We start from the raw sequence: 25140 nt of genomic DNA on the forward strand, positions 1-25140 counted from the left end.
GCTCTGTTTATTCAGAGCCGCAGCGATAGGCGTGGGAGTTGCAGTGGCCAGGTCCCAGTGCATTGGAGCCTGACAGTGAGTCCGAAGCTGCCTGAGCGACTGCGCGGGCAGCGGACAGTCTGCTAGAACTGACCGCCAAAGGTGAATTGCAGGCGCTCGATTTCGTCGTTGTCTTCCCTTTTCATTGGGATCGCATAGCTGATCGAGATCGGGCCGACCGGGGCGCGCCACAACAGCGCCACGCCGGCGGAGGCGCGTAGGGCGTTGGCCTTGAAGTTGTCCACGCCGTTGAATACGTTGCCGACGTCGACGAAGGCGGAGATGCGCGCCGATGGGCTGTCGAACAGTTTCGGGAAGTACATTTCCGCCGAACCCACGGTCTTGAACGAGCCACCCAGTGGTTGGCCACGCTGGTACGCCGAGGTCATCTCCGAGCGCGGGCCGAGGGTGTTGTCCTGGAAGCCGCGTACCGAGTTGGTGCCGCCAGCATAGAAGTTCTCATAGAACGGCAGGCCCGAGGCGGTGACGTGGCGGATCAGGTTGGTGCCATCGCACGCCTGGGGCGTATAGGTGGTGCCCTGCACGCTGCCGCAGATGTCGCGTGAGACAGCGTTGCCATAGCTGTCGCCGTAGCCGAACTCGGCGCGGGTGTTGAGCACCAGCGCCGGAATGATCGGCCAGTACTTGGAGATCTGGTAATTCAGTTTCCAGTATTCGACGGTGGAGCCGGGCAGGGTGGTCTCCAGGCCAATGCGCTGGTACATGCCGCTGGTCGGCATGAAATAGTCGTTGCGGGTGTCGCGTGCCCAGCCCAGTTCGGTACGCCAGGCGTGGAAGGTGTGCGTCCCGATGGCGTCCATGTAATTGATGATGGCCTGCGGCGTGAAGCCGGGGTAGGCGGTGATCTGGTTGCTGTCCACGCCGAACATCAGCGACACGGTGTCGGTTTCGGTGATCGGGATGCCGAAGATCGTCTGTGCCGCGCCGTTGGTGCTGTTGTACTGCGCGGTGCCGAAGTTGGAGTAATCCAGCTTGCGCCAGGACAGGTTGTAGCCCAGCGACACACCGTCGTCGGTAAAGAACGGGTTGGTGTAGGAGAACGCGTAGCGCTGCTGGTAGCTGCTGCGTGAGGCGTCCACCGCGACGCGGTTGCCGCCGCCGAGGAAGTTGTTCTGCGATACTTGCACCGAGGTGGTCACGCCGTAGGTCTGCGAATAGCCCACGCCGAAGGTGAAGCTGCCGGAGGTGGTTTCCTTGACGTTGTAGACCACGTCGACCTTATCGTTGCTCCCCGGCACCGGCGGCGTTTCCACGTTGACCGACTCGAAGTACCCCAGTCGCTGCAGGCGGATCTTGGAGCGGTCGATCGCCGCCTGCGAATACCAGGTGTCCTCGAACTGGCGCATTTCGCGGCGCATGATTTCGTCGGAGGTGCGTGTGTTGCCACGGAACACGATGCGCCGCACCAACACGCGCGGACCCGGCACCACTTGCAGGTTGATCGCCACGGTCCGCTTCTCGCGGTCGATGGTCGGGATCGGGGTGGCCTTGGCGAAGGCGTAACCGATATTGCTCAGGGTGTTGGTGATGGCGTCGGAGCTGTATTCCAGCAGCGCGCGCGAGAAGGTATCGCCGGCCTTGGGGATCACCAATTTCTCGATTTGTTCCTGCGGCAGGACGGTGTCGCCGGTGACCTTGATCTCGGAGATTTTGTACTGCTCGCCTTCGCTGATGCCGGCGGTCAGGTACATGTCGCGCTTGTTCGGGCTGATCGCGACTTGGGTGGAGTCGACGTTGAAGTCCACGTAGCCGCGGTCCAGGTACCAGGAGTTGAGTTTTTCCAGGTCGCCGGACAGCTTTTCTTTGGAGTACTGGTCGTCGCGGCGGTACCAGGATAGCCAGTTATGTTCGTGAGACTCCCAGTTTTCCAGGATGTCCTTGTTGGCGAATTTCTCGGTGCCGATCAGGTTGACGTGACGGATCTTGGCCGCTTTGCCTTCCTTGATCGCGATCGCCACATCCACGCGGTTGCGGTCCAGCGGACTCACCGTCGGGGTGATCTGGACGTTGTACTTGCCGCGGTTGTTGTACTGGCGGGTGAGTTCCTGAGTGACCCGATCCAGACTCAGCCGGTCGAAGGTGCCACCCTCGCTCAGGCCGATGTCGGAGAGTCCCTTCAGCAGTTCCTCGCTCTTGATGTCCTTGTTGCCGGTGACGGTCAGCTTATTGATCGCCGGGCGCTCCTTGACCGTGACCACCAGGATGTTGCCCTGACGATCGACGCGCACGTCCTCGAAAAAGCCGGTGCGGTACAGCGCACGGATCGCCTCGGCGACCTTCGCCTCGTTGACCGTGTCGCCACGCTCCACCGGCAGATAGGTGAAGACGGTACCGGCGGAGATGCGTTGCAGCCCGTCGACGCGGATGTCGCTGGCGGTGAAGGGCTCCGCGACCTGGGCCAGGGCCGGCAGGCTGAGGCTGGCGGCGAGTGCGAGGGCTAGCAGGCGGCGATTGGGAAAGCGCGTCATATCACGTCCGGTAGAGGTCGATAGCGTTGTTGCATGGGCGCCGGCGCAAGACGACAGCGGGTCGAGTGGAATCGGCAATCGGGTCATCGCATTACCTGGCCGAAGAGGTCGTTGTAGAACGCCAACCCCATCAACCCTGCCAGCAACGCCAGGCCCACGAATTGCCCCGCCGCCATGGCGCGCTCGCTCAGCGGGCTGCCCTTGACCAACTCGATAAGGTAATACAGCAAGTGCCCGCCGTCCAAGATGGGGATCGGCAGCAGGTTCATGATCGCTAGGCTCAGCGACAGCAATGCCAGGAAATTCAGGAACCAGTCCGGGCCCTGCTGGGCGGAAATATTGGCTGCCTTGGCGATGCTGATCGGGCCGGACACGTTGCGCAGCGATGCCTCGCCGGTGAGCATGCGGCGCAGCAGCCCGAGGGTATCGCCGGCCATCCGGCCAGTTTCGCGCAAGGCCACAGGGATGGCCTGCAACGGCCCGTAGCGCGAGATGGCATCGAAGGCGGGCCGGGGCTGTTGGCCGATCGCGATCCCCAATTTCCATGCCGTCGCATCACTGTGCGCAACCGGCTTGAGGTGCACTTGCAGGGCCATGCGCTCGCCGTCGCGTTCCACCTCGATCAGGCCGTTGCCGCCGTTGCGGCCCAGCGCCTGCACCTGCGGTGCGACCTGCTCGGCACTGATGATCGGGTTGCCGTCCACCGCCAGCACACGGTCGCCTGGGCGCAGTACACCGTCGGCTGCCGAGCCCGGCGCGACCGTGGCGATCACCGCCGGTTGCAGGGTAAAGCGCCAGGTCAGCCCGGCCAGGCTGGGGACCTGTTGCTCGTCGAAACCTTCGGGCAACTGCGATAGCGCCAGAATGTGGACGCGGCTTACCCCATGCTGAGTGTCTTCGGTCTCCACCCGAACATCTTTGTGGTCCATCGCGGCGATGGTCAGTTGCATGCTGGCCTCGCTCCAACTGGATACGTCGCGCTCGCCGATCCGGACGATGCGCTCGCCAGGCTGGAATCCGGCCTGCAGCGCAAGCCCGTCGGTGCGTCCGATGATCGGTGCGTAGTCCTGTTTGCCGATCACGAACATTGCCCACAGCAGCGCCACGCATAGCAGTAGGTTGGCGATGGGTCCGGCGGCGACGATGGCGATGCGTTGCCACACCGACTTGTTGTTGAAGGCCAGTGCCTGCTCGGCCGGGGCCACCTCGCCCTCGCGTTCGTCGAGCATCTTGACGTAGCCACCCAGCGGAATCGCGGCGATGACGAATTCGGTGCCGTGGCGGTCGTGACGTGACCACAGCGGCTTGCCGAAGCCTACCGAAAAACGCAACACCTTGACCCCGCAGCGGCGGGCGACCCAAAAGTGGCCGAACTCATGGAAAGTGACCAGGACGCCGAGGCTGACCAGCATCCACCAGACGGAGCCGAAGAAGTTACCCATGCGCGTGGCTCATGGCAGCGTGCGGATCAAGCATGGGAGTGATGGTGGGCAATGGCGAGTTCGGTGATCTTGCGCGATTGCGCGTCCGCTGCCAGTAACGCGTCCAGGGAATCGGCCGCAACCGCGGGCAGCTCGGTCAGGGCGTTCTCGACCAGCGCAGGAATCGATAGGAAACCGATACGGCCCTGAAGAAACGCTGAAACCGCGACTTCGTTGGCCGCATTCAGGATCGCCGGTGCGCTGCCCCCAGCCTGCATCGCATGCCAAGCCAGACGCAGGCAGGGGAAGGCATCCATGTCCGGTGCCTCGAAGTCCAGGCGGCCATGCGCCAGGAGGTCCAGTCCGCCGACGCCTGAAGCGATCCGCTCCGGCCACCCCAGGCCCACCGCCAGGCTGGTGCGCATGTCCGGCAGCCCCATTTGCGCCAAGGTGGAACCGTCGATGAACTCGACCAGCGAGTGGACCAGACTCTGCGGGTGCACCAGGACCTCGATGCACGAAGGCGCCAGCGCGAACAGGTGGTGCGCTTCGATGACCTCCAGGCCTTTGTTCATCAGCGTCGCCGAATCGACCGAGATCTTCGGCCCCATCGACCACTTCGGGTGTGCCACCGCCTGCGCTGGTGTCACTTTCTCCAGGCGGGCGCGGTCCCAGCCACGGAACGGGCCACCGGAAGCGGTCAGCAGCACCCGTCGCACCTCGCTGCCGGTCTGGCGCGAACGTAAGCACTGAAAGATGGCGTTGTGTTCGCTGTCGATCGGGATGATTTCGGCACCGGCTGCGGTCGCCGTGGCGGTGACCAGTTCTCCGGCCAGCACCAGGGCTTCCTTGTTGGCCAGCAGCAGGCGCTTGCCGGCGCGGGCGGCGGCAAGGGTCGAGGCCAGGCCGGCGGCACCGACGATGGCGGCGAGCACGCTGTCGCAGGCGTCGCTGGCGACCAATTGATCCAGTGCCATGGCACCGGTGTGCGCCTCCGTCTGCAAACCGGCCCTCGCCAGACCATCGCGCAGCGCGGGGTACAGGGCTGGGTCGGCGATGACCGCATGCGCTGGACGGTGTACCGCGCACAGCGCCAGCAGCCCTTCCACGTCGCGGCCAGCAGCCAGTACATTGGCGCGCAGGCGCTGCGGGTGGCGTGCGATCACGTCCAGGGCGGAGCCCCCGATCGAGCCTGTGGCGCCGAGTACGGCGATGGTACGGACCGCCTCGCTCATGTCAGAACCCGAAGATGTCCTTGCCCAGCGCGAAAATCGGCAACGCCGCCAACACGCCGTCGATACGATCTAGCACGCCGCCGTGACCGGGGATGACATGGCCCGAGTCCTTGGCCCCGACGTGACGCTTGAGCAGACTTTCGAACAGGTCACCGACCACCGAGCCCAGGATGCTGACTGCCGCCACGATCAGCAGGCCGGGCAGATGTGGCAGGGTGATTCCGGCGAGCCAGCCGAACCCCACGGCCACCGCCAGGCCGGCCAGCAACCCGCCGACCAGACCTTCCACGGTCTTGTTGGGGCTGATCCGCGGCGCCAGCTTGTGCTTGCCGAATCGGCGACCGGCGAAATAGGCGCCCGAGTCGGCAGCCCAGATGGTGGCTAGGGCGGTCAGCAGCCAAAGGTGGCCGTTCAGTTGGCTGGCGTGGATCAGGCTCAGCGCCGACCAGGCTGGGACGATCGCCAGGGTACCGGCAGCCAGCTTGAATACTCGCGCGTAGGTCGAGTGATCGGAGCCGAAGTGGAAGTAGCGCAGCCACAGCAAGGCCAGACACCACCAGCCGATGCCGATGAGGGTGGTCAGTTGGAACAGCACCAGCGACCCGGCCGAGGCCCACACCAGCAACACCATCAGCAGCAGGTTGAGCATCAGCAGGATGGTGCGCGGCAAGGTGTCGTCGATCTCGGCCAGCTTCAGCCATTCCCATAGGCCGATCAGGAAGATCAGCGCGGTCAGCGCGGCCAGCCACTGAGTCGGCAGCAAAACGATGGCGCAGATGGCCAGTGGCGCCATGATCAGCGCGGCGATGATGCGGGTACGGGTCATGCGGGAACGTTCTCCGCTGTTGCGTCGGCAACCTGCGCGCTGGTGAGGCCGAAGCGCCGCTCGCGCCGTGCGTAGTCATCCAGAGCGTGTTGCAGCACCTGCGCGTCGAACTCCGGCCAGAGGGTTTCGGTGAACCACAGTTCGGTATAGGCCATCTGCCATAGCAGGAAATTGCTGATGCGCAGGTCGCCGCCGGTGCGAATGAACAGGTCCGGCGGCGGCAGATCGGCCAGCGCCAGGCGTGCCGAGAGCGCGTTTTCGTCGATCTGCTCCGGACGCAGGCGTCCGCTGGCGACGTCTTCGGCCAGCGTGCGCGCGGCCTGGGCGATGTCCTGGCGGCCACCGTAGCTGGCGGCGATCGACAGGTGCAGTGCCTGATTGTCGCGGGTCCGCGCTTCGGCTTGGCTCATCCGCTCGCACAGCGACGGCGCAAAGCGCGCACGGTCGCCGATGAAGCGCACGCGCACGCCACGCCGCTGCAACTCATCGACCTCGCGATCGAGCGCGTGCAGAAACAGTTTCATCAGTGCGTCCACTTCGTCCTGCGGGCGCCCCCAGTTCTCGTTGGAGAAGGCGAAGAGCGTGAGCGCGGCGATACCACGTTCCAGGCAGAAGTCGATGGTGCGGTTGACCGCGCGGGCGCCGGCACGGTGGCCGATCACGCGCGGCCGACGGCGGCGCTGCGCCCAGCGACCGTTTCCATCCATGATGATGGCGAGATGGCGGGGCAGGGACATGGATGCAGAGTCGGAGGTCATGGCCGTAACGGCGCAGAATTAGACCGCCATCAGTTCCTGTTCCTTGCTCTTGACCACCTCATCCACGTCCTTGATCGCCTTGTCGGTCAGTTTTTGGATGTCTTCTTCGCTGCCGCGGGCTTCGTCCTCGGTGACCTTCTTGTCCTTGAGCAGATCCTTGATGTGCTGGTTGGCATCGCGGCGGATGTTGCGGATCGCGACCTTGGTGTCTTCGCCTTCGCCGTGCACGACCTTGGACAGTTCGCGTCGGCGCTCTTCGGTCAGGGCGGGTAGGTTGAGGCGGATGGTGGTGCCGGCGGTATTCGGGGTCAGGCCCAGGTCCGAGGCCAGGATGGCTTTCTCCACCGCGCTGACCATCTGCTTTTCCCATGGGGTAATGGTCAGCGAGCGCGCGTCGGCGACGGCGACACTGGCGACTTGGCTCAACGGCATCTCCGACCCGTAATAGTTGACTTTCAGGTGTTCCACCAGGGCGGTCGAGGCGCGTCCGGTACGCACTTTGATGAGCGTATGGCGCAGCGCGTCGATGCTTTTCGCCATGCGGGTCTGTGCGTCTTGTTTGATGTCGTTGAGCATCGCCGATGTCCGTGCTGAATCTGAATCGAACGATTATAGCCGGGAACCGGCTAGGGTCGGCACTCGGGACGTGTGGGTGACGCGCATTGCGCGTTGCAGCATCGGCTTTAGGTGCTCTGGCGCGGTCGCGCCAGCATGAGGTCAATGGTGATCTGCGGTGCGCGTTCTGCCTCGTGGCGTCGCTCAGCCCCGACCTTGCACCAGCGTCCCGATTTCCGCGCCACGCAGGATCTTCAGCAGTTCGCCGGGTTGGCTCATATTGAAAATGCGCAGGGGGAGGTCGCTGTCGCGTGCCAGAGCGAATGCGGCGGTGTCCATCACCTCGAGGTTGCGGGCGATGACTTCGTCGTAGGTCAGGCTGTCGAAGCGCACTGCATCGGCGTGTTTCTTCGGATCTTTGTCGTACACGCCGTCGACCTTGGTTGCCTTGAGCAGCAGGTCGGCGCCGATCTCGATTGCGCGCAGCGCCGCACCCGAATCAGTAGTGAAAAAGGGGTTGCCGGTGCCGGCAGCGAAGATCGCGATGCGGCCTTTCTCCAGATGGCGGATCGCGCGGCGACGGATGAAGTCCTCGCACACGTCGTTGATCTTGATCGCGCTCATCACGCGCACTTTGGCGCCGAGTTTCTCCAGCGCATCCTGCATCGCCAGCGCGTTGATGACGGTGGCGAGCATGCCCATGTGGTCGCCAGTGACCCGGTCCATGCCGCCAGCGGCCAGGCCGGCGCCGCGGAAGATGTTGCCACCGCCGATGACCAGCGCCACTTCCGCGCCGGCCTGCTGCGCTTCGATCACTTCACGCGCGAGGCGGTCGATGATCTTGGGGTCGATGCCATAGTCGCTTTCGCCCATCAATGCCTCGCCGGAAAGTTTCAATAGGATGCGGCGATAGGCGAGCTGAGACATGGCGACCTCGTTGGGTGATGACGAGAAAACCAGCGAATTCTATCCGATGCGCATGAGCACGTCTGCGCCGCAACCTCGGCTCAATCGAGGTGATCGTGCAACGAGTGCGGTAAACGGATTGTGATCTTGATCGCGCTCATCACGCGCACTTTGGCGCCGAGTTTCTCCAGCGCATCCTGCATCGCCAGCGCGTTGATGACGGTGGCGAGCATGCCCATGTGGTCGCCAGTGACCCGGTCCATGCCGCCAGCGGCCAGGCCGGCGCCGCGGAAGATGTTGCCACCGCCGATGACCAGCGCCACTTCCGCGCCGGCCTGCTGCGCTTCGATCACTTCACGCGCGAGGCGGTCGATGATCTTGGGGTCGATGCCATAGTCGCTTTCGCCCATCAATGCCTCGCCGGAAAGTTTCAATAGGATGCGGCGATAGGCGAGCTGAGACATGGCGACCTCGTTGGGTGATGACGAGAAAACCAGCGAATTCTATCCGATGCGCATGAGCACGTCTGCGCCGCAACCTCGGCTCAATCGAGGTGATCGTGCAACGAGTGCGGTAAACGGATTGCAGATGTGGTGTTGGGGGAGATAAGTGGCGCGGTTGATGCACGCGTGGACGTTGTCGATTTTATCGACATCGCTGGGGTCGATACAGGTGACCGATAGTGGTCAGTGGTGTCGTTTGGCTGACACGACTTTGTGTGGATTGCGCGGCGCATCGGTGTGCGTGGGCGGCTGGTGATCGCATCGGCCGCTGTCAATTGGGTAATGTGCGCATCGAGGATTGGGTTAGCCGCCAGTAGCGAGATGGCGCGTCGCGTCGTGGTCGGTTGCGCAGATGCAGACGATGGCAACGCTGTGCCTGGATTCATCCAGGATGCGAGCAGTAAAAAAAGCCGCGACGATGCGCGGCTTTTTCTTCCCGAATTTCGGGCGATCAGGCCAGGCCGGCCTGCTTCATCACTTCGGCAGCGTAGTCTTCCACCACCTTCTCGATCCCTTCGCCCACGGCCAGGCGCTGGAAGCCGACGACGTCGGCGCCGGCCGCCTTCACGGCTTGCTCCACAGTCTGCTCGGTGTTCAGCACGTAGGGCTGACCGTACAGCGTGAATTCGTTGACGATCTTGGCGATCTTGCCGCTGATGATCTTCTCGAGGATATCCGCCGGCTTGGCCTTGTCCTTCTCGGACATCTTGGCCAGTTCGATTTCTTTTTCCTTCGCCACGAACTCGGCCGGGACGTCGGATGCCTTCACATGCGGTGGGTTCATCGCCGCCACGTGCATGGCGATGCCGCGCGCCAGTTCGATGCCGCCGCCCTTGACCTCTACCAGGACGCCGATACGGCCGCCGTGCACGTAGGCGGCGACGTGGTTGGTGCTGTCGATGCGTGCCAGACGACGGACTTGCACGTTTTCACCGACTTTGGCAATGACGGCGGCGCGGGCTTCCTCGACGGTTTCGCCGCTGGCCAGCTTGGCGCTCTTCAGTGCTTCGGCGTCGGCTGCGTTGGAGTGCAGCGCGGCCTGAGCCACGGCGTCGGAGAAGCTCAGGAAGTTATTGTCCTTGGCCACGAAGTCGGTTTCGGAGTTGATTTCGACCAACACCGCCTTGCCGTCGGCCTGGGCCAAGGCGATGCGGCCTTCCGCCGCGACGCGGTCGGCTTTCTTGTCGGCCTTGGCCAAGCCGGATTTGCGCAGCCACTCGGCGGCGTTGTCGATGTTGCCGGCGTTCTCGGTGAGCGCCTTCTTGCACTCCATCATGCCGGCGCCGGTGCGCTCGCGCAGTTCCTTGACCAGGGAAGCAGTGATTTCCACGGGATGACCTCACGAAAGGTGGGAAAGGGCCGGCTTGTGGCCGGCCAGTAATTCTGGGAAGCGGGCGCTCGTCACGCCTGCGATCCCGGACGCGCGGTGCGTGCTGGGGAGTGGCTGCGCATGATCGCGCAGCCACATGGCGTGCCGGTTACTCGGCAGCGGTAGCGGTTTCTTCGGTCTTCTTGCCGTTCTTGCGCGGGCCACGGCCCTTGTCGTCGCTGGCCTCGGTGAACTCTTCCTCGCGCACGCTGGCGGCATGCGGCGCGGCGGCTTTGCCTTCCAGCACAGCGTCGGCGGCGGCGCGCGCGTAGAGTTGCACGGCGCGGATGGCGTCGTCGTTGCCGGGGATGGCGTAGTCCACCAGTTCCGGGTTGTAGTTGGTGTCGACCACCGCGATGACCGGAATGCCGAGCTTCTTGGCTTCCTTGATGGCGATGTCTTCATGGCCGATGTCGATGACGAACAGCGCGTCGGGCAAGCGGTTCATTTCCTTGATGCCGCCCAGCGAGGCTTCCAGCTTGTCGCGCTCGCGGCGCATGGTCAGCACTTCGTGCTTGACCAGCTTTTCGAAGGTGCCGTCGGTCTCTGCCGCTTCCAGTTCCTTCAGGCGTGCCACCGATTGCTTGACGGTGCGGAAGTTGGTCAGGGTGCCGCCCAGCCAACGCTGGGTCATGAACGGCTGGCCGCAACGCTCGGCTTCTTCCTTCACCGCATCGCGGGCGCTGCGCTTGGTGCCCAGGAACAGGATGGTGCCGCGCTTCTGCGCGATGCTGGAGATGAAGTTCATCGCATCGTTGAACAGCGGAACCGTCTTTTCCAGGTTGATGATGTGGATCTTGCCGCGTGCGCCGAAGATGTACTGCGCCATCTTGGGGTGCCAGTAACGGCACTGATGGCCGAAATGGACGCCGGCTTCCAGCATCTGACGCATGGTGACTTGGGGCATGACAGTAACTCCTGATAGGGAATCGGCCATGCGCGGGCATGTAGTGGGTGACGCACGCGCAGGAACGTGCTGGCCTTGGAGGCATGCACGACGATTCCGGGGTTGGGCCTCCCTGTCGCCTCCGTGGCCGAACTCCTTGCGGAGCACCCCGGCACGGGCAATGACGACAGGTGTGAATTCGCCGGTGCGTCCGGCGTGGACGGTTCGCGACCCTCGAATGGACGGGACGTAGCGGCGGAACTATACCCTGTGGCGACCGACAGCACAAATGCGTGGCGGGCGGGTCATTCGGCTGGGAGCGCCTGTAGTTGTGATGCGTCGCCCAGACGTGCGGCGAAGTGACCGCCCTGGGCTGCGGCCACGGCGGCTGGCAGCGGCCAGCGTTTCTGCTCCCCGGCGAGGACGTAGCCTGACAGGTTGGCATACAAGGTCAGCCGATGGCCATCGGCGCCGATGAAGCTCAGGTCGCTGAGCTTGGCGTGGACGCGGCCACGGTTACGGATCAGTAGCTCCGGCCCGCGTGCGCCTGGGGCCAGGCTGGCGCTGAGCTGGGGTGTGGCGGTGCTGTCCTGCGCACTCACGAAAATCGGAGTGGAATAGCGCAGGAGTGTGTGCGAGGGGTCTGCCGCAGACGGTGTGGTGTCGCGTTCTTCCAGTACCAGGCGATAGGCGGTCTCGGTCGCGCTGCTCGTCGCTGTGGTGCGGATCACCCGCAGCAATTGCTTGCCCTGTGCGGGAATGTTGATCCACTGTGGGCTGGGCTGGATCGCGTCGGTGTCCTGCAACTGGTCCACCCCGTCGGTTTGCACCCAACGATAGACTTGGACCTGGGCCTGCCAGGGATGATCCTGGTTATTATTGGTCAGCCAGATCTCGGTGGCCATCGTGTCCTGCGTCATCTGCACGAGTGTCGGGCTGATACGCACGCCCGCGCTGGCCGTTCCTGCCAGCACAAGCAGTACAGTGGCCAGCCAGCGGCTCGCCAGTGTGGCGCGGTAGCTGTCCACTAGAACGCGACCGTCGCGTAAGTTGCCTTGTTGCGTGGCAAGGTGGCGGTGGTGGGTAGGCTCAAGGCCAGCGCAACGTCGTTACTCGTCGCCGAGCGGCCATCGATGTTCGCCTGATAGGGCAAGGGGTGGCTGCAGGCGACCACCGGCGTTGTGCCAGGTTGGCCATTACCGTCGGCGTTTATTTCACAATTGTGCAGAATTCGGATACCAATCCGCAGTGCGGCGCCACTCGTTTGTTGTGCCGCCAGATCTCCACAGACTAGGCAAAGACTCGCGATTAGTAAGGGTCTCAGCAAGGGTAGCGCTATCATGGGGCTAGGATTCCGGGCGCGGCAAGGCATGGGGACAATGCAGATAACGGCGTTTGCCAGTCCAACTTGATCCGGGGAATATAGCCCCGTTCAGGACTCAGTAGGTCACGGTGACGGTGACCAGATCGCTGTAGTTGCCAGAGCTTGGAGTCTGCCCGCCAGGAACCTGGCCGTACAGTGTCAGCGATTGCATATTGCCGGTGCCTGTGCCGGTTTGCGTGTCGCTGTTCAGGGTGTTGCCCCAGCGTTGCGTGCGGGCAGCGTCGCGGTAGAGTTCGTAGGTCAGGTACTGGCCGTTGGTGCTGTTGTACATGCGACGGACAGTTCCACTGGCGTTCTGGCCGTTGTCCAGGCTCACCTGCCAGGCGGTGCGATAACGGCAGGTCATGTTGAGGGTTGTCGTGTAGTTCAACGCGCTGTCGATCAGCCCCGATTGGCTGCCGAAATCCAGGTCCGCGATACTGCCGATGGCGCATGTCGATGGAACCGTGATGGATGCAACGAATGGGAACTGCACCGAACTGCCGCCTCCAACGCCACCGCTGGTGCAGGACGCAGGCATAAACCCGGGATTGCCGATCAGTGGCTCGGTGTAGCGATACTGCAGGTTGGTGTACAGGCCGCTGAAATTGTTCTGGTAGTACCCGGTAGCGAGCCCAGTCTGCAGCGGTACCCGTCCGTAGAGTGTGAATGTGGCGGTGGAGCTGCCGCCCAGCAGGAGCGAGGAATACGTCAGGTCCGCTTGCAGCGGTGTGGAGCCATTGAGGGCGTTGCCCCAGATCAGAGTCCGCGCGCTATCCCGATAGAGTTGAAAATTGAGGCTGTCGTTGAGCGGGTTGAGCATGCGCCGTGTCGTGATGCCCAGGCCGCCGCCTTGTGCGCCTTCGTCGATGTTCAGGCACATGCGCACGTAAATCGTGCCCGCAATGCTGATCGCGCCGGTCTGGCAAGTGACGACGATTTGCGCGGTCGCGTCGGTCGTCGTGGTGTCGGAGATGCTGCCGAAGTTCAGGTTCGACGCCTGCGCGCTGCACACGGTGGTGGCGTCGGCGCGTTCGGGCATCAGCGCCGCGATCCCCAACAGGCCGATGCCCATGACCAGTGTGTGTGCTTCGCGCAGTGTCATGGGGTGGTTCCCGCGCTGCAGCGCAGCGGTTCCAAGTGTGTCGGTCGATGCTGCGGGGTATATGTGATGCGGACCTTGCACTGGTGGTCTGTGCTTGTCTCCACTTCCAGATCGTTGGTGCCGTGCTTGAGGCCTTCCAGATAGGCTTCGCCGTCGTAGCCCACCATCGTGTCGATGCCCTGGCCGTGGACCCGGCTGCCCACCGGTAGTGGCGTACCGTCGCTATCTTCCAGTCGCACCAGAACGCCGTCGCTGTCGCGGATCGGAAACTTCACGACCACGCCGGCGCGGTCGCGCGGAACCACGATCTGGTCGATCTTCTCCGGGCGTGCCTGCGCTGGCAAACGCATCGGATCGATCGACAGTTGGTTGTGTTGCCAGGCCAGCAACGGTGTCACCAGGAGGAAGCCGCGCGCGTCGGTGCTGCCGATCGGACGGTTTTCCAGCATCACCGGTACCCCGGCGACGCCGTCGGTGGAGACCAACGCGAAGGCTTGATCGAGATCGCGGCGCGGGAACCATCCGCCGCCGATCCAGGCAAGGCCGCCGGATGCCTCGGCATAGGTATAGATCTGGTTGTTGCTGCTGGCGATGCCGCCGGCATAGCGTGCGCTGTCGCCGCGCAAGTTTGCTTCGGCCAGACCGCCGCTGTCCTGGCCGCTGCGCGCCTGTAGCCGCCAGCCGAGGTTATCGGTTGCCGCCGAATGGCTCAGGTCGGCAGTCGCGCTCACGCGCTCGCCGGCCTGTTGCAGTGCCACTGCGGCCTGGCGGCTGTCTTCCAATGCGATCGTCCAGCCCAGGTAGATGCTGCGATCGCGGCTCTGGTCAAGATTCTGATTGACACTGAGCGTTAGCGACGACCGTCGTCCCAGGACCTTGCTCCAGAACAGGCTGCCATAGCGCGCCTGGCTGCTGCCGGGATAGGCCAGGCGCACATAACTGAGCGAGACGTTGCCGAGCGGAATCCATGAGGTGCCGAGCAGGGCGCGGTCGCTGATCCGTGCCGGTGGCGCGCCGTACTCCGAGGCGACGTCGCGGTAGCCACGCTGCGCGCGCTGCGTGTCCACCCCCACATTGAAATGCCCGTTGTTCCAGTGGTAGCTGAGCGTGTACTGGAGGCCGTCGCTGGTGGCGTCGCTGCCGTGCGCCAGAGAGGCGGCGACCACGCCGGTCCACGGCAGCAGCCAGATGACTCCCGCACCAGCGTTGCGAACCCCGGCGCCGGCTTCGGCGTGAGTTTCGGCGGTGAGATGCGGGTTGAGGCCACGCCGCCAACTGGCGCTGCCGACCGTGTCGCTGGCGTAGGCGAAATTGCTGCTGCCGTACCCTTGGCGGACGCGGCCCAATGCCACCGACCAGTCGTTCAGGCCGGTGGCGAGCAGTTGCTGCGTGGCGTAGAACGGGAAGGAGATCGAGCGAGTCTGGCCGTAGGCGTCGGTGATGACGACCTGCGCATTGCCGGCGCCATCCACGCCTGGTGCGGCCGATAACTGGAACCGACCGGCCGGCAATTGCGCGCCGTATTGACGGATGCCGTTGACGTACAGGTCCATGCTCGATGGCACGGTGACCTCGCCGAGGAATTCCGGCAGCGGTGAGGTCACGCGGTATGGCTGCAGGCCGAAGTCGCTGCCGACCCGCAGCCCTCCCAGGCGCAGGGTGCGGCTCCAGTTGGTGCTGCTGCCCAGGGTGTCGCCCACCACCACGCTGGTCATGCGATCTGGGAGCGACCATTGCCATTGCGTGTCCAGACGGATTGCTTGGCTGCGCCAGTCTTGCAGGGGGTCGTGGGTCAGCCGGCCGACGAACGATTGCCGCAACAGACCACCGCCGAGCACGCCATTGCCCAGCCCAAATGCGCGTATTTCGCCACTGGCGGTGAGATTGCTGGTATCGCCTTGGTGGCTGGCGTACAGGTCGTAATTGAGCAGCGCACCGGGGGAACTGGTCGTCGGTAGCGCCGGTGTGTTGCCTTGCGCATCGATGTGGGTCACTGGCGCGTCGAGCAAGGCTACCGGCGCGTCGATGGTCAACTGTTGCAGACCGGCATCGTAGCGGAAGCGCACCCCTTCCAGATCGCTCAAGGACAGTGTCGCCGCGTTGTCGCTGGCGTCCACGCGCAAGCCGAGTTGGCGCAGGGTGGCGGGGCTGGTACGCAATTGCGTGCCATCGCGTTGGAATTGGAACAGGCCAGGTTTGCGGGTCTGGTTCACGGTGACCTCCAGATACAGCGTCTCCTGCGCGGGTGCGGGATTGCTGGGCTGGGCCATGGCGACGTCGATGATGGCGGCGCAGGCCAACAGTGCCAGCAGTAACTCAAGGAGCCGCTGCATCCAATGGAAGCGACTGAGCAAGGGGGGCACCGTTGATCTTGGCTTGGAACGTGCCTTTCGCATGTGCGAGCGTGCTGGTTAGCGGCCAGCGTCTGTGCTGGCCCGGCAGGATGTAACCGGCCAGTCCATTGCTGATTGGGAGATGGCGGCCATCGCTGGCAACGAAATCAAGGTCTACCACTTGCGCGTGGCCGCTGCCCTGGTTGACCACTTCCAGCGACTGGGTCGCGCCATCGCGGACCAAGCGCGCATGCAACACGGGCGTGACCTTGCCGATCGGGGTGACGAAGATCGGCAGCGAATAGCGCAAGATGAATTGCAGGCCGCTGTTGCTGTTGGTTGCTTCATCCTTATCCTTCGTCGGTAATTCGTCCACCAGGATGCGATACGTTTGCTCGTTGCCGCTGGGCGCAGCATCCAGGCGGATGATGCGCACCAGTTGCCGCGAATGCGGCGCCAGTTCGAGCATTGGCGGGCTGATCGCGATTTTGTCGCTGGGGTCGAGTACGTCTTCCCCATTGTGCTGATGCCAGCGGAATGCCCGCACCTGCGCATGCAGCGGCACATCGCCGCTGTTGCTGAGCCAGATGCCTTGAGCGCTGTCCGTGGCGCTCAGCGTCACCGACGTCGGAGCGACCTGCAGGCTTGAGGCCGTGCAGGCGGCAGCCCCCGCCAGCCACAGTAAACCGATGGCTGGCAGGCGCAGCATGTCATGCGATCGCGAAAACATGCAGGCAGGTACTCCGATGAGTTTGGTGTTACCAAGTCACGGTGGCGGTGACGATGTCGCTGTACGAATCGGCAGGATAGTTCGCGCTGGCGACTTGGCCGTAGACAGTGACGGGCTGCACGTTGCCGTTGCCGGTGCCGGCTTGGGTATCCAGGCCGATGGTCGATCCCCAGTTCTGGGTCATTGCCGAGTCGCGATACAGCGAGTAGGGCACCCGTGAGGTGTTGCTGCTAGTGGCGCTGCCCATGGTGCGCGTGAGCACCGTCGCAGCGGTGCCGGTGCCGGCATTGAGCGAGATGTTGTAAGGGGTGCCGGTGGTGCAGCGCACGTTCAACGTGCCGGTGCTGGTGATCGAGGTCTGGGTCGAGTTGACGGTGCCGAAGTTGACATCGGTTGGGGCGGTCTGGATGTTGCACGCGCTGGCGATCTGGATCTTCACGTTGAAGGTGCGCGAATCGGTCTGGGCCGATGCCAGGCCGGAGGTGGTGCTGAACATGACAGCGATGGCGAGGGCGCGTTGAAAGGTTTGCATGGCACGGCTCTTTGGTGAAATGACGGATGACCGCCGGTGCCATTTGTGATGCAAAACGTGCGCCATTACGCGTATTTTTAGATGTTTATCGCGATCTAACTTTTGATGTAAGCCGCGTTTTATTCTGTTTAATTTTGTGATGGTGCGCGACCTGCCATGCGGGTGCCGAAAAACCGCCGGACTCGGGTTGTCCGTTCAGGAAGCGTCGGATGAGCGATAATGGGGGCATGACAGTCAATCTGAAATCTCCCCAGGACATCGAGAAGATGCGCGTCGCCGGCCGCCTGGCTGCCGAGGTGCTCGACCTAATCGGACCGTATGTCAAGCCGGGCGTGACCACCGCCGAGCTGGATCGGCTCTGCCACGACCACATCGTCAACGTGCAGCAGGCGGTGCCGGCCAATGTCGGCTACCGTGGCTACCCGAAGACCGTGTGCAGCTCGGTCAACAACGTGATCTGCCACGGCATTCCCAGTGACAGCAAGGTCCTGAAGGACGGAGACATCGTCAATATCGACGTGACCGTGATCAAGGACGGTTGGCACGGCGACACCAGCCGCATGTACTACGTCGGCACCCCCTCGGTGATGGCCCGGCGCCTGGTCGAGACCACCTACGAGGCGATGTGGCGCGGCATCCGCGCGGTGAAACCGGGCGCCACGCTGGGCGACGTCGGCCATGCGATCCAGCAATACGTGGAAAGCCAGCGTTTCAGTGTGGTGCGCGAATACTGCGGCCACGGTATCGGCAAGGTCTACCACGATGAGCCGCAAGTGTTGCACTACGGCCGCCCCGGCGAGGGGCTGGTGCTGAAACCGGGCATGACCTTCACCATCGAGCCGATGATCAACGAGGGCTCGCGCCATACCCGGGTGCTGCCGGACGGCTGGACCGTGGTGACCAAGGACCGCAAGCTCTCGGCGCAGTGGGAGCACATGATCGCGGTCACCGAGGATGGGGTGGATGTGCTCACCTTGTCGCCAGGCGGCCTTGGCGCGCCGTGAGCCTGTTGTCGGTCGGTGCCGATGCCGGCATGCCGGGTGCCGATGTGGACGATGCGGCGTGGGCGCTCGCGATCCGGCAATTGCTGGCGCAGGCCGATGCCCGGCTGAGCAAGCGCTTCGACCATGGCGAGGAGATCGACCGCTTGTTGGCGTTGCGCGCACGTGCGCTGGACCACGTCATCCGTGATGCCTGGCGGCGTTGCGTGCCGCCGGAGGCGGGCCTGGCCTTGTTCGCGGTCGGCGGTTACGGTCGCGGCGAGCTGTTCCCGCGTTCGGACATCGACCTGTTGGTGTTCGGCGAATGTGCGTGCCATGGGGTCCACGAACAGGCACTGGCGCGGCTGTTTCCATTGCTCTGGGATGCCGGTGTGCCGGTCAGCCATGCGGTGCGCTCGGCCGCGCAATGCACGGCGGCCTGCGCCGACCAGACCGTGCTGACCGCGCTGATCGAAGCCCGTCCCTTGCTCGCCGATGCCGCCGCGACGGCGGCGTTGGCCGCCGCGATCGCGCCGCCGCACCGCTGGCCGCCGCGTGCGTTCTTCCAGGCCAAGCGCGAAGAATTACAGGCCCGCCATCAGCGTTTCGGTGACACCGCCGACAATCTGGAACCGGATATCAAAGACGGCCCCGGTGGGTTGCGCGATCTGCACACCCTGGGTTGGATGGCGCTGCGTGCCTTCGGTGTGCGCGATCTGGAACCGCTGGTCGGGCTGGGCCATGTCGGTAGCGATGAGGCTGCGGCCTTGCGTCGCGAACGCTGCGAATTGTCGCGGCTGCGCTATGGCCTGCATCTGCAGGCCAACCGACCGGAAGAGCGCTTGCGCTTCGATTATCAGAAGGCCTTGGCGCAGCGAATGGGCTTCTCCGACGATCCCGAGAGCCTGGGAGTGGAGAAGATGATGCAGCGCTTCTATCGCAGTGCGGCGATCGTGCGCCGGATCAGCGACAGATTGCTGCAGCGCTTTGAGGAACAGTTCGATGGCGAAACGCAGCCGCAACCGCTCGGCGGTGGATTCTCGCTGCGGCGCGGTTATCTCGCCGCCGATGCCGAGAGCTGGCCGCAGGCCGATCCGGTGCAGGTGTTTGCGTTGTTCGCAACCTGGGCTGCGCATGGCGAGATACGTGGCCTGCATTCGCTGACCGCGCGTGCCCTGGCGGAGGCATTGGCGTCGCTGCCGTCCTACGACAGCGCCAGCACGCTGGCGCGCGAGCGCTTCATGGCGCTGCTGCGCGGTCCACGTGCGGTACAGACGCTGACCAGAATGGCGCGCCTGGGTGTGCTCGGGCAGTGGATCCCCGCGTTCGCGCAGGTGTCCGGACGCATGCAGTTCGATCTGTTCCATGTCTACACGGTCGATCAACACACGTTGATGGTGTTGAAGAACATCGAGACGTTCGCCAGTACGCGCGCCGACGAGCGCTTTTCGATCGCACGCGAAGTCTGGCCGCGGTTGCGCAAGCCGGAATTGCTGTTGTTGGCGGGTCTGTTCCACGACATCGCCAAGGGGCGTGGTGGCGATCACTCCGAACTGGGGGCGGTGGATGCGCGTGCGTTCTGCGCCTGTCACGGCCTCATTGCTGTCGACACCGAGCTGGTCGCCTGGTTGGTGCAGCAGCATCTGCACATGTCGGTGACCGCACAAAAGCAGGACATCACCGACGTGGAGGTGATTCATCGCTTCGCCACGCTGGTGGGCGACCGCGAGCGCCTGGATTATCTGTATCTGCTGACCTGTGCCGATATCGCTGGCACCAGCCCAAAATTATGGAATGCGTGGAAGGACCGACTGCTGGTAGACCTGTATTTCGCCGCGCGTCGCGCGTTGCGCGAAGGTCTGGAGCATCCGCTGCCCGTGGCGGAACGGCTGCAGGAAGCACGCGATGCCACGCGTGCGCTGATGCACTTCCAGGGGCACGACGATGCCATCATCTCGCGTCAGTTCTCCGGAATGCCGGACGAGAGTTTCCTGCGCTTTCGTCCCGAGCAACTGGCTTGGCAGGCCACTTCGCTGATGGAGGTGGAATTGGGCGGCACTTTGGTGAGGGTGCGTCCGGTCACGCCCGACGACGCTGCGCTGGAAGTGTTCGTCTATTCGCCCGATCGCGACGGCTTGTTCGCCGGAATCGTGATGACCCTGGGCCGGCTCGGCTATGGCATCCACCGCGCACGCGCGCTCGACGCACCGCATGGTGCGATCTTCGACACCTTCGAGGTGGTGCCGGGCGATGCGTTTGCCACGAGCGACACGGTGCAACTGGAAGCGGCGCTGCGCGAGGCGCTGGCCGGCGACCTGGCGCGTTTGCGTCCTGCGCGGCGTGCGGTGCCGCGGCAACTGCGGTATTTCCGTTTTCCACCGCGCATCGAGTTTCCCGACAGCCTGGACGAGCGCCTGACCCGTCTGAGCCTGGTCGCACCGGACCGTCCAGGCTTGCTGGCGGATGTGACCTTGGTGCTGCGCTGTCAGCGCTTGCGCGTGCATGACGCGCGTATCGCCACCTTCGGCGAGCGCGCCGAGGACATGTTCCACATTACCGACGATTACAACTTACCGTTGACCGACGCATCCCGCCAGGCGCTGCATGCCGCGTTGCAGGCATGCCTGGACCCCGATACCCCGCCTGGAGAAGTTCATTGATGGCTACCAAGAAGCCTGCCGCGAAGAAGAAGCCCGTTGTCGCCAAGAAGCCCGTTGCCACAGCTAAGCCGGCCAAGCGTGCCACTGCCGCCAAGCGTACTGCGCCCAGGTCGGCGCCGAAGTCCGCATCCAATATTGCGCAGGTCAAGCCGGCTGCCACGCCCAGTGTCGACGAACTGAAGTTCATGATCGACAGCGCCTTCGAGCGCCGCGCCATGTTGACTCTGGACGAGATCGAGGGTTCGACCCGGCCTGTGGTCAATCGTGTCATTGATGGCTTGGAAACAGGCGAATTCCGTGTTTCCGAACCGGATGGACACGGCGGCTGGAAACTCAACGAGTGGTTGAAGAAAGCCGTACTGCTGTATTTCCGGGTCAATGAGATGGCGGTCATCGAGGCGCAGCCGGCCCCGTTCTGGGACAAGGTGGAATCGCGTTTCGCCGGTTACCACGAAGCCGAATTCCGCAAGGCCGGGGTGCGTGTGGTGCCGGGTGCGGTTGCGCGACGTGGCAGTTACTTCGGCAAGGACGTGGTGCTGATGCCGAGTTTCACCAACATCGGCGCGCACGTGGGCGAGGGCACCATGGTCGATACGTGGGCGACGGTCGGTTCCTGCGCGCAGATCGGCAAACACTGCCATTTGTCCGGCGGCGCCGGCATTGGCGGTGTGCTGGAGCCGTTGCAGGCCAGCCCGACCATCATCGAGGACCACTGTTTCATCGGCGCGCGCTCGGAAGTGGTGGAGGGCGTGGTGGTCGGCCACCACAGCGTGATCGGCATGGGCGTGTTCATTGGTCAGAGTACGCGGATCTACAACCGCGCCACCGGCGAAATTTCCTATGGCTACGTCCCGCCTTACAGCGTGGTGGTGTCTGGCCAGTTGCCGGCCAAGGACGGTTCGCACTCGCTGTACTGTGCGGTGATCGTCAAGCAGGTCGATGCCAAGACGCGCAGCAAGACCAGCGTCAACGAACTGCTGCGCGGTCTGGCCGACTGACACGTTGTGTTCGCCGATGGCGCGTCGCAGTGGATGCGTGTGGCGCAGTATGCGACCCCATCGCGGCGCGTTTGTCCTGACCCGAATCCCCTGATGTGTTGCAACACGCGCGACGCGCAATTGTTGAGATTTCGAGATGACGACGATCTACGGATTGAAAAACTGCGATACCTGCAAGAAAGCGATCAAGTGGCTGGAGCGTTTCGGCATCGCCCATACGTTTGTCGATTACCGCGCCAACGCGCCCACGCCCGACACCTTGTTGGAGTGGGCGGGCAAGGTCGGCGGCTTCGACGCGCTGGTCAACAAATCCTCGACCACCTGGCGGCAACTGCCGGAAAACAAGAAGACGCCGGGTTCCGATGCCGAATGGAAGCTGCTGTTGCGCGAGTATCCGCAACTGATCCGGCGGCCGCTGGTACTGACCGCCGATGGCCGGATCAGCCAGGGCTTTTCCGACAATGCGTTCAAGCAGCGTTTTGGCGTCGATTGACGCCATGATGCGCGCGCGGTTGTAGCGTCTGAGTTGAGTCTTGGGCTCGCTGCGCCGCCTGCCTGTTCTCGTGTGTGCACAGCGCTGAGCGCGGGCGCGATGCTGCATGTTTCCCTCTATTTGCGGCTGCTAGCATAAAGCCACGCAACGCCGCTCTGATCGTGATGACCGACCATGTCCGATGTGATTGAACTTGCCTGCGACCTGATCGCCCGCCCCTCGGTGACGCCGGAGGATGCCGGCTGCCAGGAATTGATCGCACAACGCTTGGCGCGCGCAGGCTTCGTCATCGAGCGTCTGCGTTGTGGCCAGGTCGATAACCTGTGGGCGACGCATGGCGGTGGTGACGGCCCTGTCCTCATGCTGCTCGGTCATACCGACGTGGTGCCGCCTGGGCCGCGTGAGGCCTGGACCAGTGATCCATTTGCGCCGCAGATACGCGACGGCGTGCTGTACGGTCGCGGTGCCGCCGACATGAAGGGCAGCGTGGCTGCATTCGTGATCGCGTGCGAGCAGTATGTCGCGGCGCATCCACAGCACCCTGGCACGCTGGCGGTGCTGCTGACCAGCGACGAGGAAGGCCCTGCGCTCGACGGTGTGCGTCATGTGGCGCGCCTGTTCGCCGAACGTGGCGAACGCATCGACTGGTGCATCACCGGCGAACCTTCGTCCACCGAACGGCTGGGCGATCTATTGCGTGTCGGGCGTCGCGGCAGCTTGTCTGGCGCGTTGACGGTGCGCGGGGTACAGGGGCATGTGGCCTACCCACACAAGGCGCGCAATCCGATCCATCTCGCTGCGCCAGCGCTGACCGAACTAGTCGCGCGGCATTGGGACGACGGTTACGAAAGCTTCCCGCCGACGAGTCTGCAGATTTCCAACGTGCACGCCGGGACCGGCGCGAACAATGTGATTCCCGGCCAATTGCAGGTCGCCTTCAATCTGCGCTACACCCCGCACTGGGATGCGCCACGGCTGGAAGCGGAGATCGCCGCGCTGCTCGACCGCCATGGTTTGGACTACAGCGTGCAGTGGCATCGCAGCGGTGAACCGTTCTATACCCCTGAAGGCATCCTGCGCGGGATAGCGCGCGAAGTACTGGGCGCCTTCGCCGGCGCGCCGCCGGAGGAAAGCACCGGCGGCGGCACGTCCGATGCGCGTTTCATCGCGCCATTGGGTGCCCAGTGCATCGAGGTCGGCCCGGTCAACGCCAGCATCCATCAGGTGGACGAACATGTGCGTGTGGCCGATCTGCACGCATTGCCTGGGCTCTACCTGCGCCTGATCGAACGGTTGCTCTCGTAACAGTTGCGTCGGCTCGCGCACCGGGTTACGTTCGGTCAATGAACGCGCTGTCTGCCTTCCGCCCGATTCGCGCCAACGCTCGTAACCATGCGCTGGCGAATCATCCTGCGTGGCCGATGCGGGTCTGCGACTAGGCGTTACCAGCAACACCACGCCCAGCTCTCAGACAACCCGCATCGGCCGATGCGGGTTGTGGCGTCGATTGACGCCATGATGCGCGCGCGGTTGTAGCGTCTGAGTTGAGTCTTGGGCTCGCTGCGCCGCCTGCCTGTTCTCGTGTGTGCACAGCGCTGAGCGCGGGCGCGATGCTGCATGTTTCCCTCTATTTGCGGCTGCTAGCATAAAGCCACGCAACGCCGCTCTGATCGTGATGACCGACCATGTCCGATGTGATTGAACTTGCCTGCGACCTGATCGCCCGCCCCTCGGTGACGCCGGAGGATGCCGGCTGCCAGGAATTGATCGCACAACGCTTGGCGCGCGCAGGCTTCGTCATCGAGCGTCTGCGTTGTGGCCAGGTCGATAACCTGTGGGCGACGCATGGCGGTGGTGACGGCCCTGTCCTCATGCTGCTCGGTCATACCGACGTGGTGCCGCCTGGGCCGCGTGAGGCCTGGACCAGTGATCCATTTGCGCCGCAGATACGCGACGGCGTGCTGTACGGTCGCGGTGCCGCCGACATGAAGGGCAGCGTGGCTGCATTCGTGATCGCGTGCGAGCAGTATGTCGCGGCGCATCCACAGCACCCTGGCACGCTGGCGGTGCTGCTGACCAGCGACGAGGAAGGCCCTGCGCTCGACGGTGTGCGTCATGTGGCGCGCCTGTTCGCCGAACGTGGCGAACGCATCGACTGGTGCATCACCGGCGAACCTTCGTCCACCGAACGGCTGGGCGATCTATTGCGTGTCGGGCGTCGCGGCAGCTTGTCTGGCGCGTTGACGGTGCGCGGGGTACAGGGGCATGTGGCCTACCCACACAAGGCGCGCAATCCGATCCATCTCGCTGCGCCAGCGCTGACCGAACTAGTCGCGCGGCATTGGGACGACGGTTACGAAAGCTTCCCGCCGACGAGTCTGCAGATTTCCAACGTGCACGCCGGGACCGGCGCGAACAATGTGATTCCCGGCCAATTGCAGGTCGCCTTCAATCTGCGCTACACCCCGCACTGGGATGCGCCACGGCTGGAAGCGGAGATCGCCGCGCTGCTCGACCGCCATGGTTTGGACTACAGCGTGCAGTGGCATCGCAGCGGTGAACCGTTCTATACCCCTGAAGGCATCCTGCGCGGGATAGCGCGCGAAGTACTGGGCGCCTTCGCCGGCGCGCCGCCGGAGGAAAGCACCGGCGGCGGCACGTCCGATGCGCGTTTCATCGCGCCATTGGGTGCCCAGTGCATCGAGGTCGGCCCGGTCAACGCCAGCATCCATCAGGTGGACGAACATGTGCGTGTGGCCGATCTGCACGCATTGCCTGGGCTCTACCTGCGCCTGATCGAACGGTTGCTCTCGTAACAGTTGCGTCGGCTCGCGCACCGGGTTACGTTCGGTCAATGAACGCGCTGTCTGCCTTCCGCCCGATTCGCGCCAACGCTCGTAACCATGCGCTGGCGAATCATCCTGCGTGGCCGATGCGGGTCTGCGACTAGGCGTTACCA

At 63.9% G+C, this 25140-nt stretch carries 20 protein-coding genes and 2 pseudogenes; 6 read left to right on the forward strand and 16 right to left on the reverse strand.

Going from position 1 to position 25140, the window contains the following annotated elements; genetic code table 11:
- Positions 1-122: 122 nt before the first annotated feature.
- The 16 genes and pseudogenes from bamA to XANALMUS060_RS03435 all read right to left on the reverse strand — a co-directional run bounded on the left by bamA (position 123) and on the right by XANALMUS060_RS03435 (position 17050).
- The gene (bamA, locus tag XANALMUS060_RS03360) at positions 123-2528 is read right to left on the reverse strand and encodes an outer membrane protein assembly factor BamA (RefSeq protein ID WP_045737152.1); all 2406 of its coding nucleotides are present in this window, start codon (positions 2526-2528) and stop codon (positions 123-125) included.
- Positions 2529-2611: 83 nt separating this feature from the next.
- Positions 2612-3970, reverse strand: a complete 1359-nt coding sequence (gene rseP / locus XANALMUS060_RS03365; RefSeq protein ID WP_045737153.1) for an RIP metalloprotease RseP — start codon at positions 3968-3970, stop codon at positions 2612-2614.
- Positions 3971-3996: 26 nt separating this feature from the next.
- Entirely contained in the window at positions 3997-5184 is a 1188-nt protein-coding gene (gene dxr, locus XANALMUS060_RS03370) for a 1-deoxy-D-xylulose-5-phosphate reductoisomerase (protein WP_045737154.1), read from the reverse strand.
- A 1-nt stretch (position 5185) separates the two neighbouring features.
- Positions 5186-6010 (reverse strand): phosphatidate cytidylyltransferase, encoded by an 825-nt coding sequence (locus XANALMUS060_RS03375; protein WP_045737155.1) that lies wholly within the window; start codon positions 6008-6010, stop codon positions 5186-5188.
- A complete protein-coding gene (gene uppS / locus XANALMUS060_RS03380) occupies positions 6007-6747 on the reverse strand; it encodes a polyprenyl diphosphate synthase (protein WP_045737350.1) in 741 nt (246 codons plus the stop codon). The genes XANALMUS060_RS03375 and uppS overlap by 4 nt, the downstream gene beginning before the upstream one ends.
- 39 nt (positions 6748-6786) lie before the next feature.
- Positions 6787-7344 (reverse strand): ribosome recycling factor, encoded by a 558-nt coding sequence (gene frr / locus XANALMUS060_RS03385; RefSeq protein ID WP_045727908.1) that lies wholly within the window; start codon positions 7342-7344, stop codon positions 6787-6789.
- Between the two features lie 183 nt (positions 7345-7527).
- Positions 7528-8250 (reverse strand): UMP kinase, encoded by a 723-nt coding sequence (gene pyrH / locus XANALMUS060_RS03390; protein ID WP_045737156.1) that lies wholly within the window; start codon positions 8248-8250, stop codon positions 7528-7530.
- 122 nt (positions 8251-8372) lie between these two features.
- Positions 8373-8693, reverse strand: a pseudogene (locus XANALMUS060_RS03395) (UMP kinase); the annotation flags it as partial.
- Between the two features lie 490 nt (positions 8694-9183).
- Complete coding sequence (gene tsf / locus XANALMUS060_RS03400; RefSeq protein WP_045737157.1) at positions 9184-10062, reverse strand: translation elongation factor Ts; 879 nt, start codon at positions 10060-10062, stop codon at positions 9184-9186.
- Positions 10063-10210: 148 nt separating this feature from the next.
- A complete protein-coding gene (gene rpsB / locus XANALMUS060_RS03405; protein ID WP_045737158.1) occupies positions 10211-11008 on the reverse strand; it encodes a 30S ribosomal protein S2 in 798 nt (265 codons plus the stop codon).
- Between the two features lie 284 nt (positions 11009-11292).
- A complete protein-coding gene (locus XANALMUS060_RS03410) occupies positions 11293-12015 on the reverse strand; it encodes a fimbria/pilus periplasmic chaperone (protein ID WP_052688087.1) in 723 nt (240 codons plus the stop codon).
- On the reverse strand, positions 12015-12140 hold the full coding sequence (locus XANALMUS060_RS22615; protein ID WP_255352346.1) for a hypothetical protein: 126 nt from the start codon (positions 12138-12140) through the stop codon (positions 12015-12017). Before XANALMUS060_RS22615 ends, XANALMUS060_RS03410 begins: the two co-directional genes overlap by 1 nt.
- Before the next feature lie 286 nt (positions 12141-12426).
- Positions 12427-13455 (reverse strand): spore coat U domain-containing protein, encoded by a 1029-nt coding sequence (locus tag XANALMUS060_RS03420; protein ID WP_045737160.1) that lies wholly within the window; start codon positions 13453-13455, stop codon positions 12427-12429.
- The gene (locus XANALMUS060_RS03425; RefSeq protein ID WP_161795373.1) at positions 13452-15818 is read right to left on the reverse strand and encodes a fimbria/pilus outer membrane usher protein; all 2367 of its coding nucleotides are present in this window, start codon (positions 15816-15818) and stop codon (positions 13452-13454) included. The genes XANALMUS060_RS03420 and XANALMUS060_RS03425 overlap by 4 nt, the downstream gene beginning before the upstream one ends.
- On the reverse strand, positions 15772-16497 hold the full coding sequence (locus XANALMUS060_RS03430) for a molecular chaperone (protein WP_045737161.1): 726 nt from the start codon (positions 16495-16497) through the stop codon (positions 15772-15774). Before XANALMUS060_RS03430 ends, XANALMUS060_RS03425 begins: the two co-directional genes overlap by 47 nt.
- 49 nt (positions 16498-16546) lie before the next feature.
- Positions 16547-17050 (reverse strand): spore coat U domain-containing protein, encoded by a 504-nt coding sequence (locus XANALMUS060_RS03435; RefSeq protein WP_045737162.1) that lies wholly within the window; start codon positions 17048-17050, stop codon positions 16547-16549.
- A gap of 227 nt (positions 17051-17277) precedes the next feature.
- Between XANALMUS060_RS03435 and map the strand changes: the two genes are divergently transcribed.
- The 6 genes and pseudogenes from map (at position 17278) to dapE (XANALMUS060_RS03465) (ending at position 24997) form a co-directional block, all read left to right on the forward strand.
- Positions 17278-18054 (forward strand): type I methionyl aminopeptidase, encoded by a 777-nt coding sequence (gene map / locus XANALMUS060_RS03440; protein WP_045737354.1) that lies wholly within the window; start codon positions 17278-17280, stop codon positions 18052-18054.
- A gap of 5 nt (positions 18055-18059) precedes the next feature.
- Positions 18060-20690 (forward strand): [protein-PII] uridylyltransferase, encoded by a 2631-nt coding sequence (locus XANALMUS060_RS03445; RefSeq protein ID WP_255352347.1) that lies wholly within the window; start codon positions 18060-18062, stop codon positions 20688-20690.
- A gap of 32 nt (positions 20691-20722) precedes the next feature.
- A pseudogene (gene dapD / locus XANALMUS060_RS03450) lies at positions 20723-21688 on the forward strand (2,3,4,5-tetrahydropyridine-2,6-dicarboxylate N-succinyltransferase); the annotation flags it as partial.
- Between the two features lie 136 nt (positions 21689-21824).
- Positions 21825-22181: a Spx/MgsR family RNA polymerase-binding regulatory protein gene (locus XANALMUS060_RS03455; RefSeq protein WP_045737164.1), complete on the forward strand. Its 357-nt coding sequence runs from the start codon at positions 21825-21827 to the stop codon at positions 22179-22181.
- A gap of 174 nt (positions 22182-22355) precedes the next feature.
- Entirely contained in the window at positions 22356-23486 is a 1131-nt protein-coding gene (gene dapE / locus XANALMUS060_RS03460) for a succinyl-diaminopimelate desuccinylase (RefSeq protein ID WP_045737165.1), read from the forward strand.
- Between the two features lie 380 nt (positions 23487-23866).
- A complete protein-coding gene (gene dapE / locus XANALMUS060_RS03465; protein ID WP_045737165.1) occupies positions 23867-24997 on the forward strand; it encodes a succinyl-diaminopimelate desuccinylase in 1131 nt (376 codons plus the stop codon).
- Positions 24998-25140 lie beyond the last annotated feature (143 nt).

Origin of the sequence: Xanthomonas sp. MUS 060 (assembly GCF_000963215.1) — a bacterium.
Taxonomy (GTDB): Bacteria; Pseudomonadota; Gammaproteobacteria; order Xanthomonadales; family Xanthomonadaceae; genus Xanthomonas_A.

Coding starts and splice junctions, on each gene's coding strand:
- bamA (WP_045737152.1), bottom strand. CDS start 2,528: ATGACGCGCTTTCCCAATCGCCGCCTGCTAGCCCTCGCACTCGCCGCC.
- rseP (WP_045737153.1), bottom strand. CDS start 3,970: ATGGGTAACTTCTTCGGCTCCGTCTGGTGGATGCTGGTCAGCCTCGGC.
- dxr (WP_045737154.1), bottom strand. CDS start 5,184: ATGAGCGAGGCGGTCCGTACCATCGCCGTACTCGGCGCCACAGGCTCG.
- XANALMUS060_RS03375 (WP_045737155.1), bottom strand. CDS start 6,010: ATGACCCGTACCCGCATCATCGCCGCGCTGATCATGGCGCCACTGGCC.
- uppS (WP_045737350.1), bottom strand. CDS start 6,747: ATGTCCCTGCCCCGCCATCTCGCCATCATCATGGATGGAAACGGTCGC.
- frr (WP_045727908.1), bottom strand. CDS start 7,344: ATGCTCAACGACATCAAACAAGACGCACAGACCCGCATGGCGAAAAGC.
- pyrH (WP_045737156.1), bottom strand. CDS start 8,250: ATGTCTCAGCTCGCCTATCGCCGCATCCTATTGAAACTTTCCGGCGAG.
- rpsB (WP_045737158.1), bottom strand. CDS start 11,008: ATGCCCCAAGTCACCATGCGTCAGATGCTGGAAGCCGGCGTCCATTTC.
- XANALMUS060_RS03420 (WP_045737160.1), bottom strand. CDS start 13,455: ATGACACTGCGCGAAGCACACACACTGGTCATGGGCATCGGCCTGTTG.
- XANALMUS060_RS03430 (WP_045737161.1), bottom strand. CDS start 16,497: ATGCTGCGCCTGCCAGCCATCGGTTTACTGTGGCTGGCGGGGGCTGCC.
- XANALMUS060_RS03435 (WP_045737162.1), bottom strand. CDS start 17,050: ATGCAAACCTTTCAACGCGCCCTCGCCATCGCTGTCATGTTCAGCACC.
- map (WP_045737354.1), top strand. CDS start 17,278: ATGACAGTCAATCTGAAATCTCCCCAGGACATCGAGAAGATGCGCGTC.
- XANALMUS060_RS03455 (WP_045737164.1), top strand. CDS start 21,825: ATGACGACGATCTACGGATTGAAAAACTGCGATACCTGCAAGAAAGCG.
- dapE (WP_045737165.1), top strand. CDS start 22,356: ATGTCCGATGTGATTGAACTTGCCTGCGACCTGATCGCCCGCCCCTCG.
- dapE (WP_045737165.1), top strand. CDS start 23,867: ATGTCCGATGTGATTGAACTTGCCTGCGACCTGATCGCCCGCCCCTCG.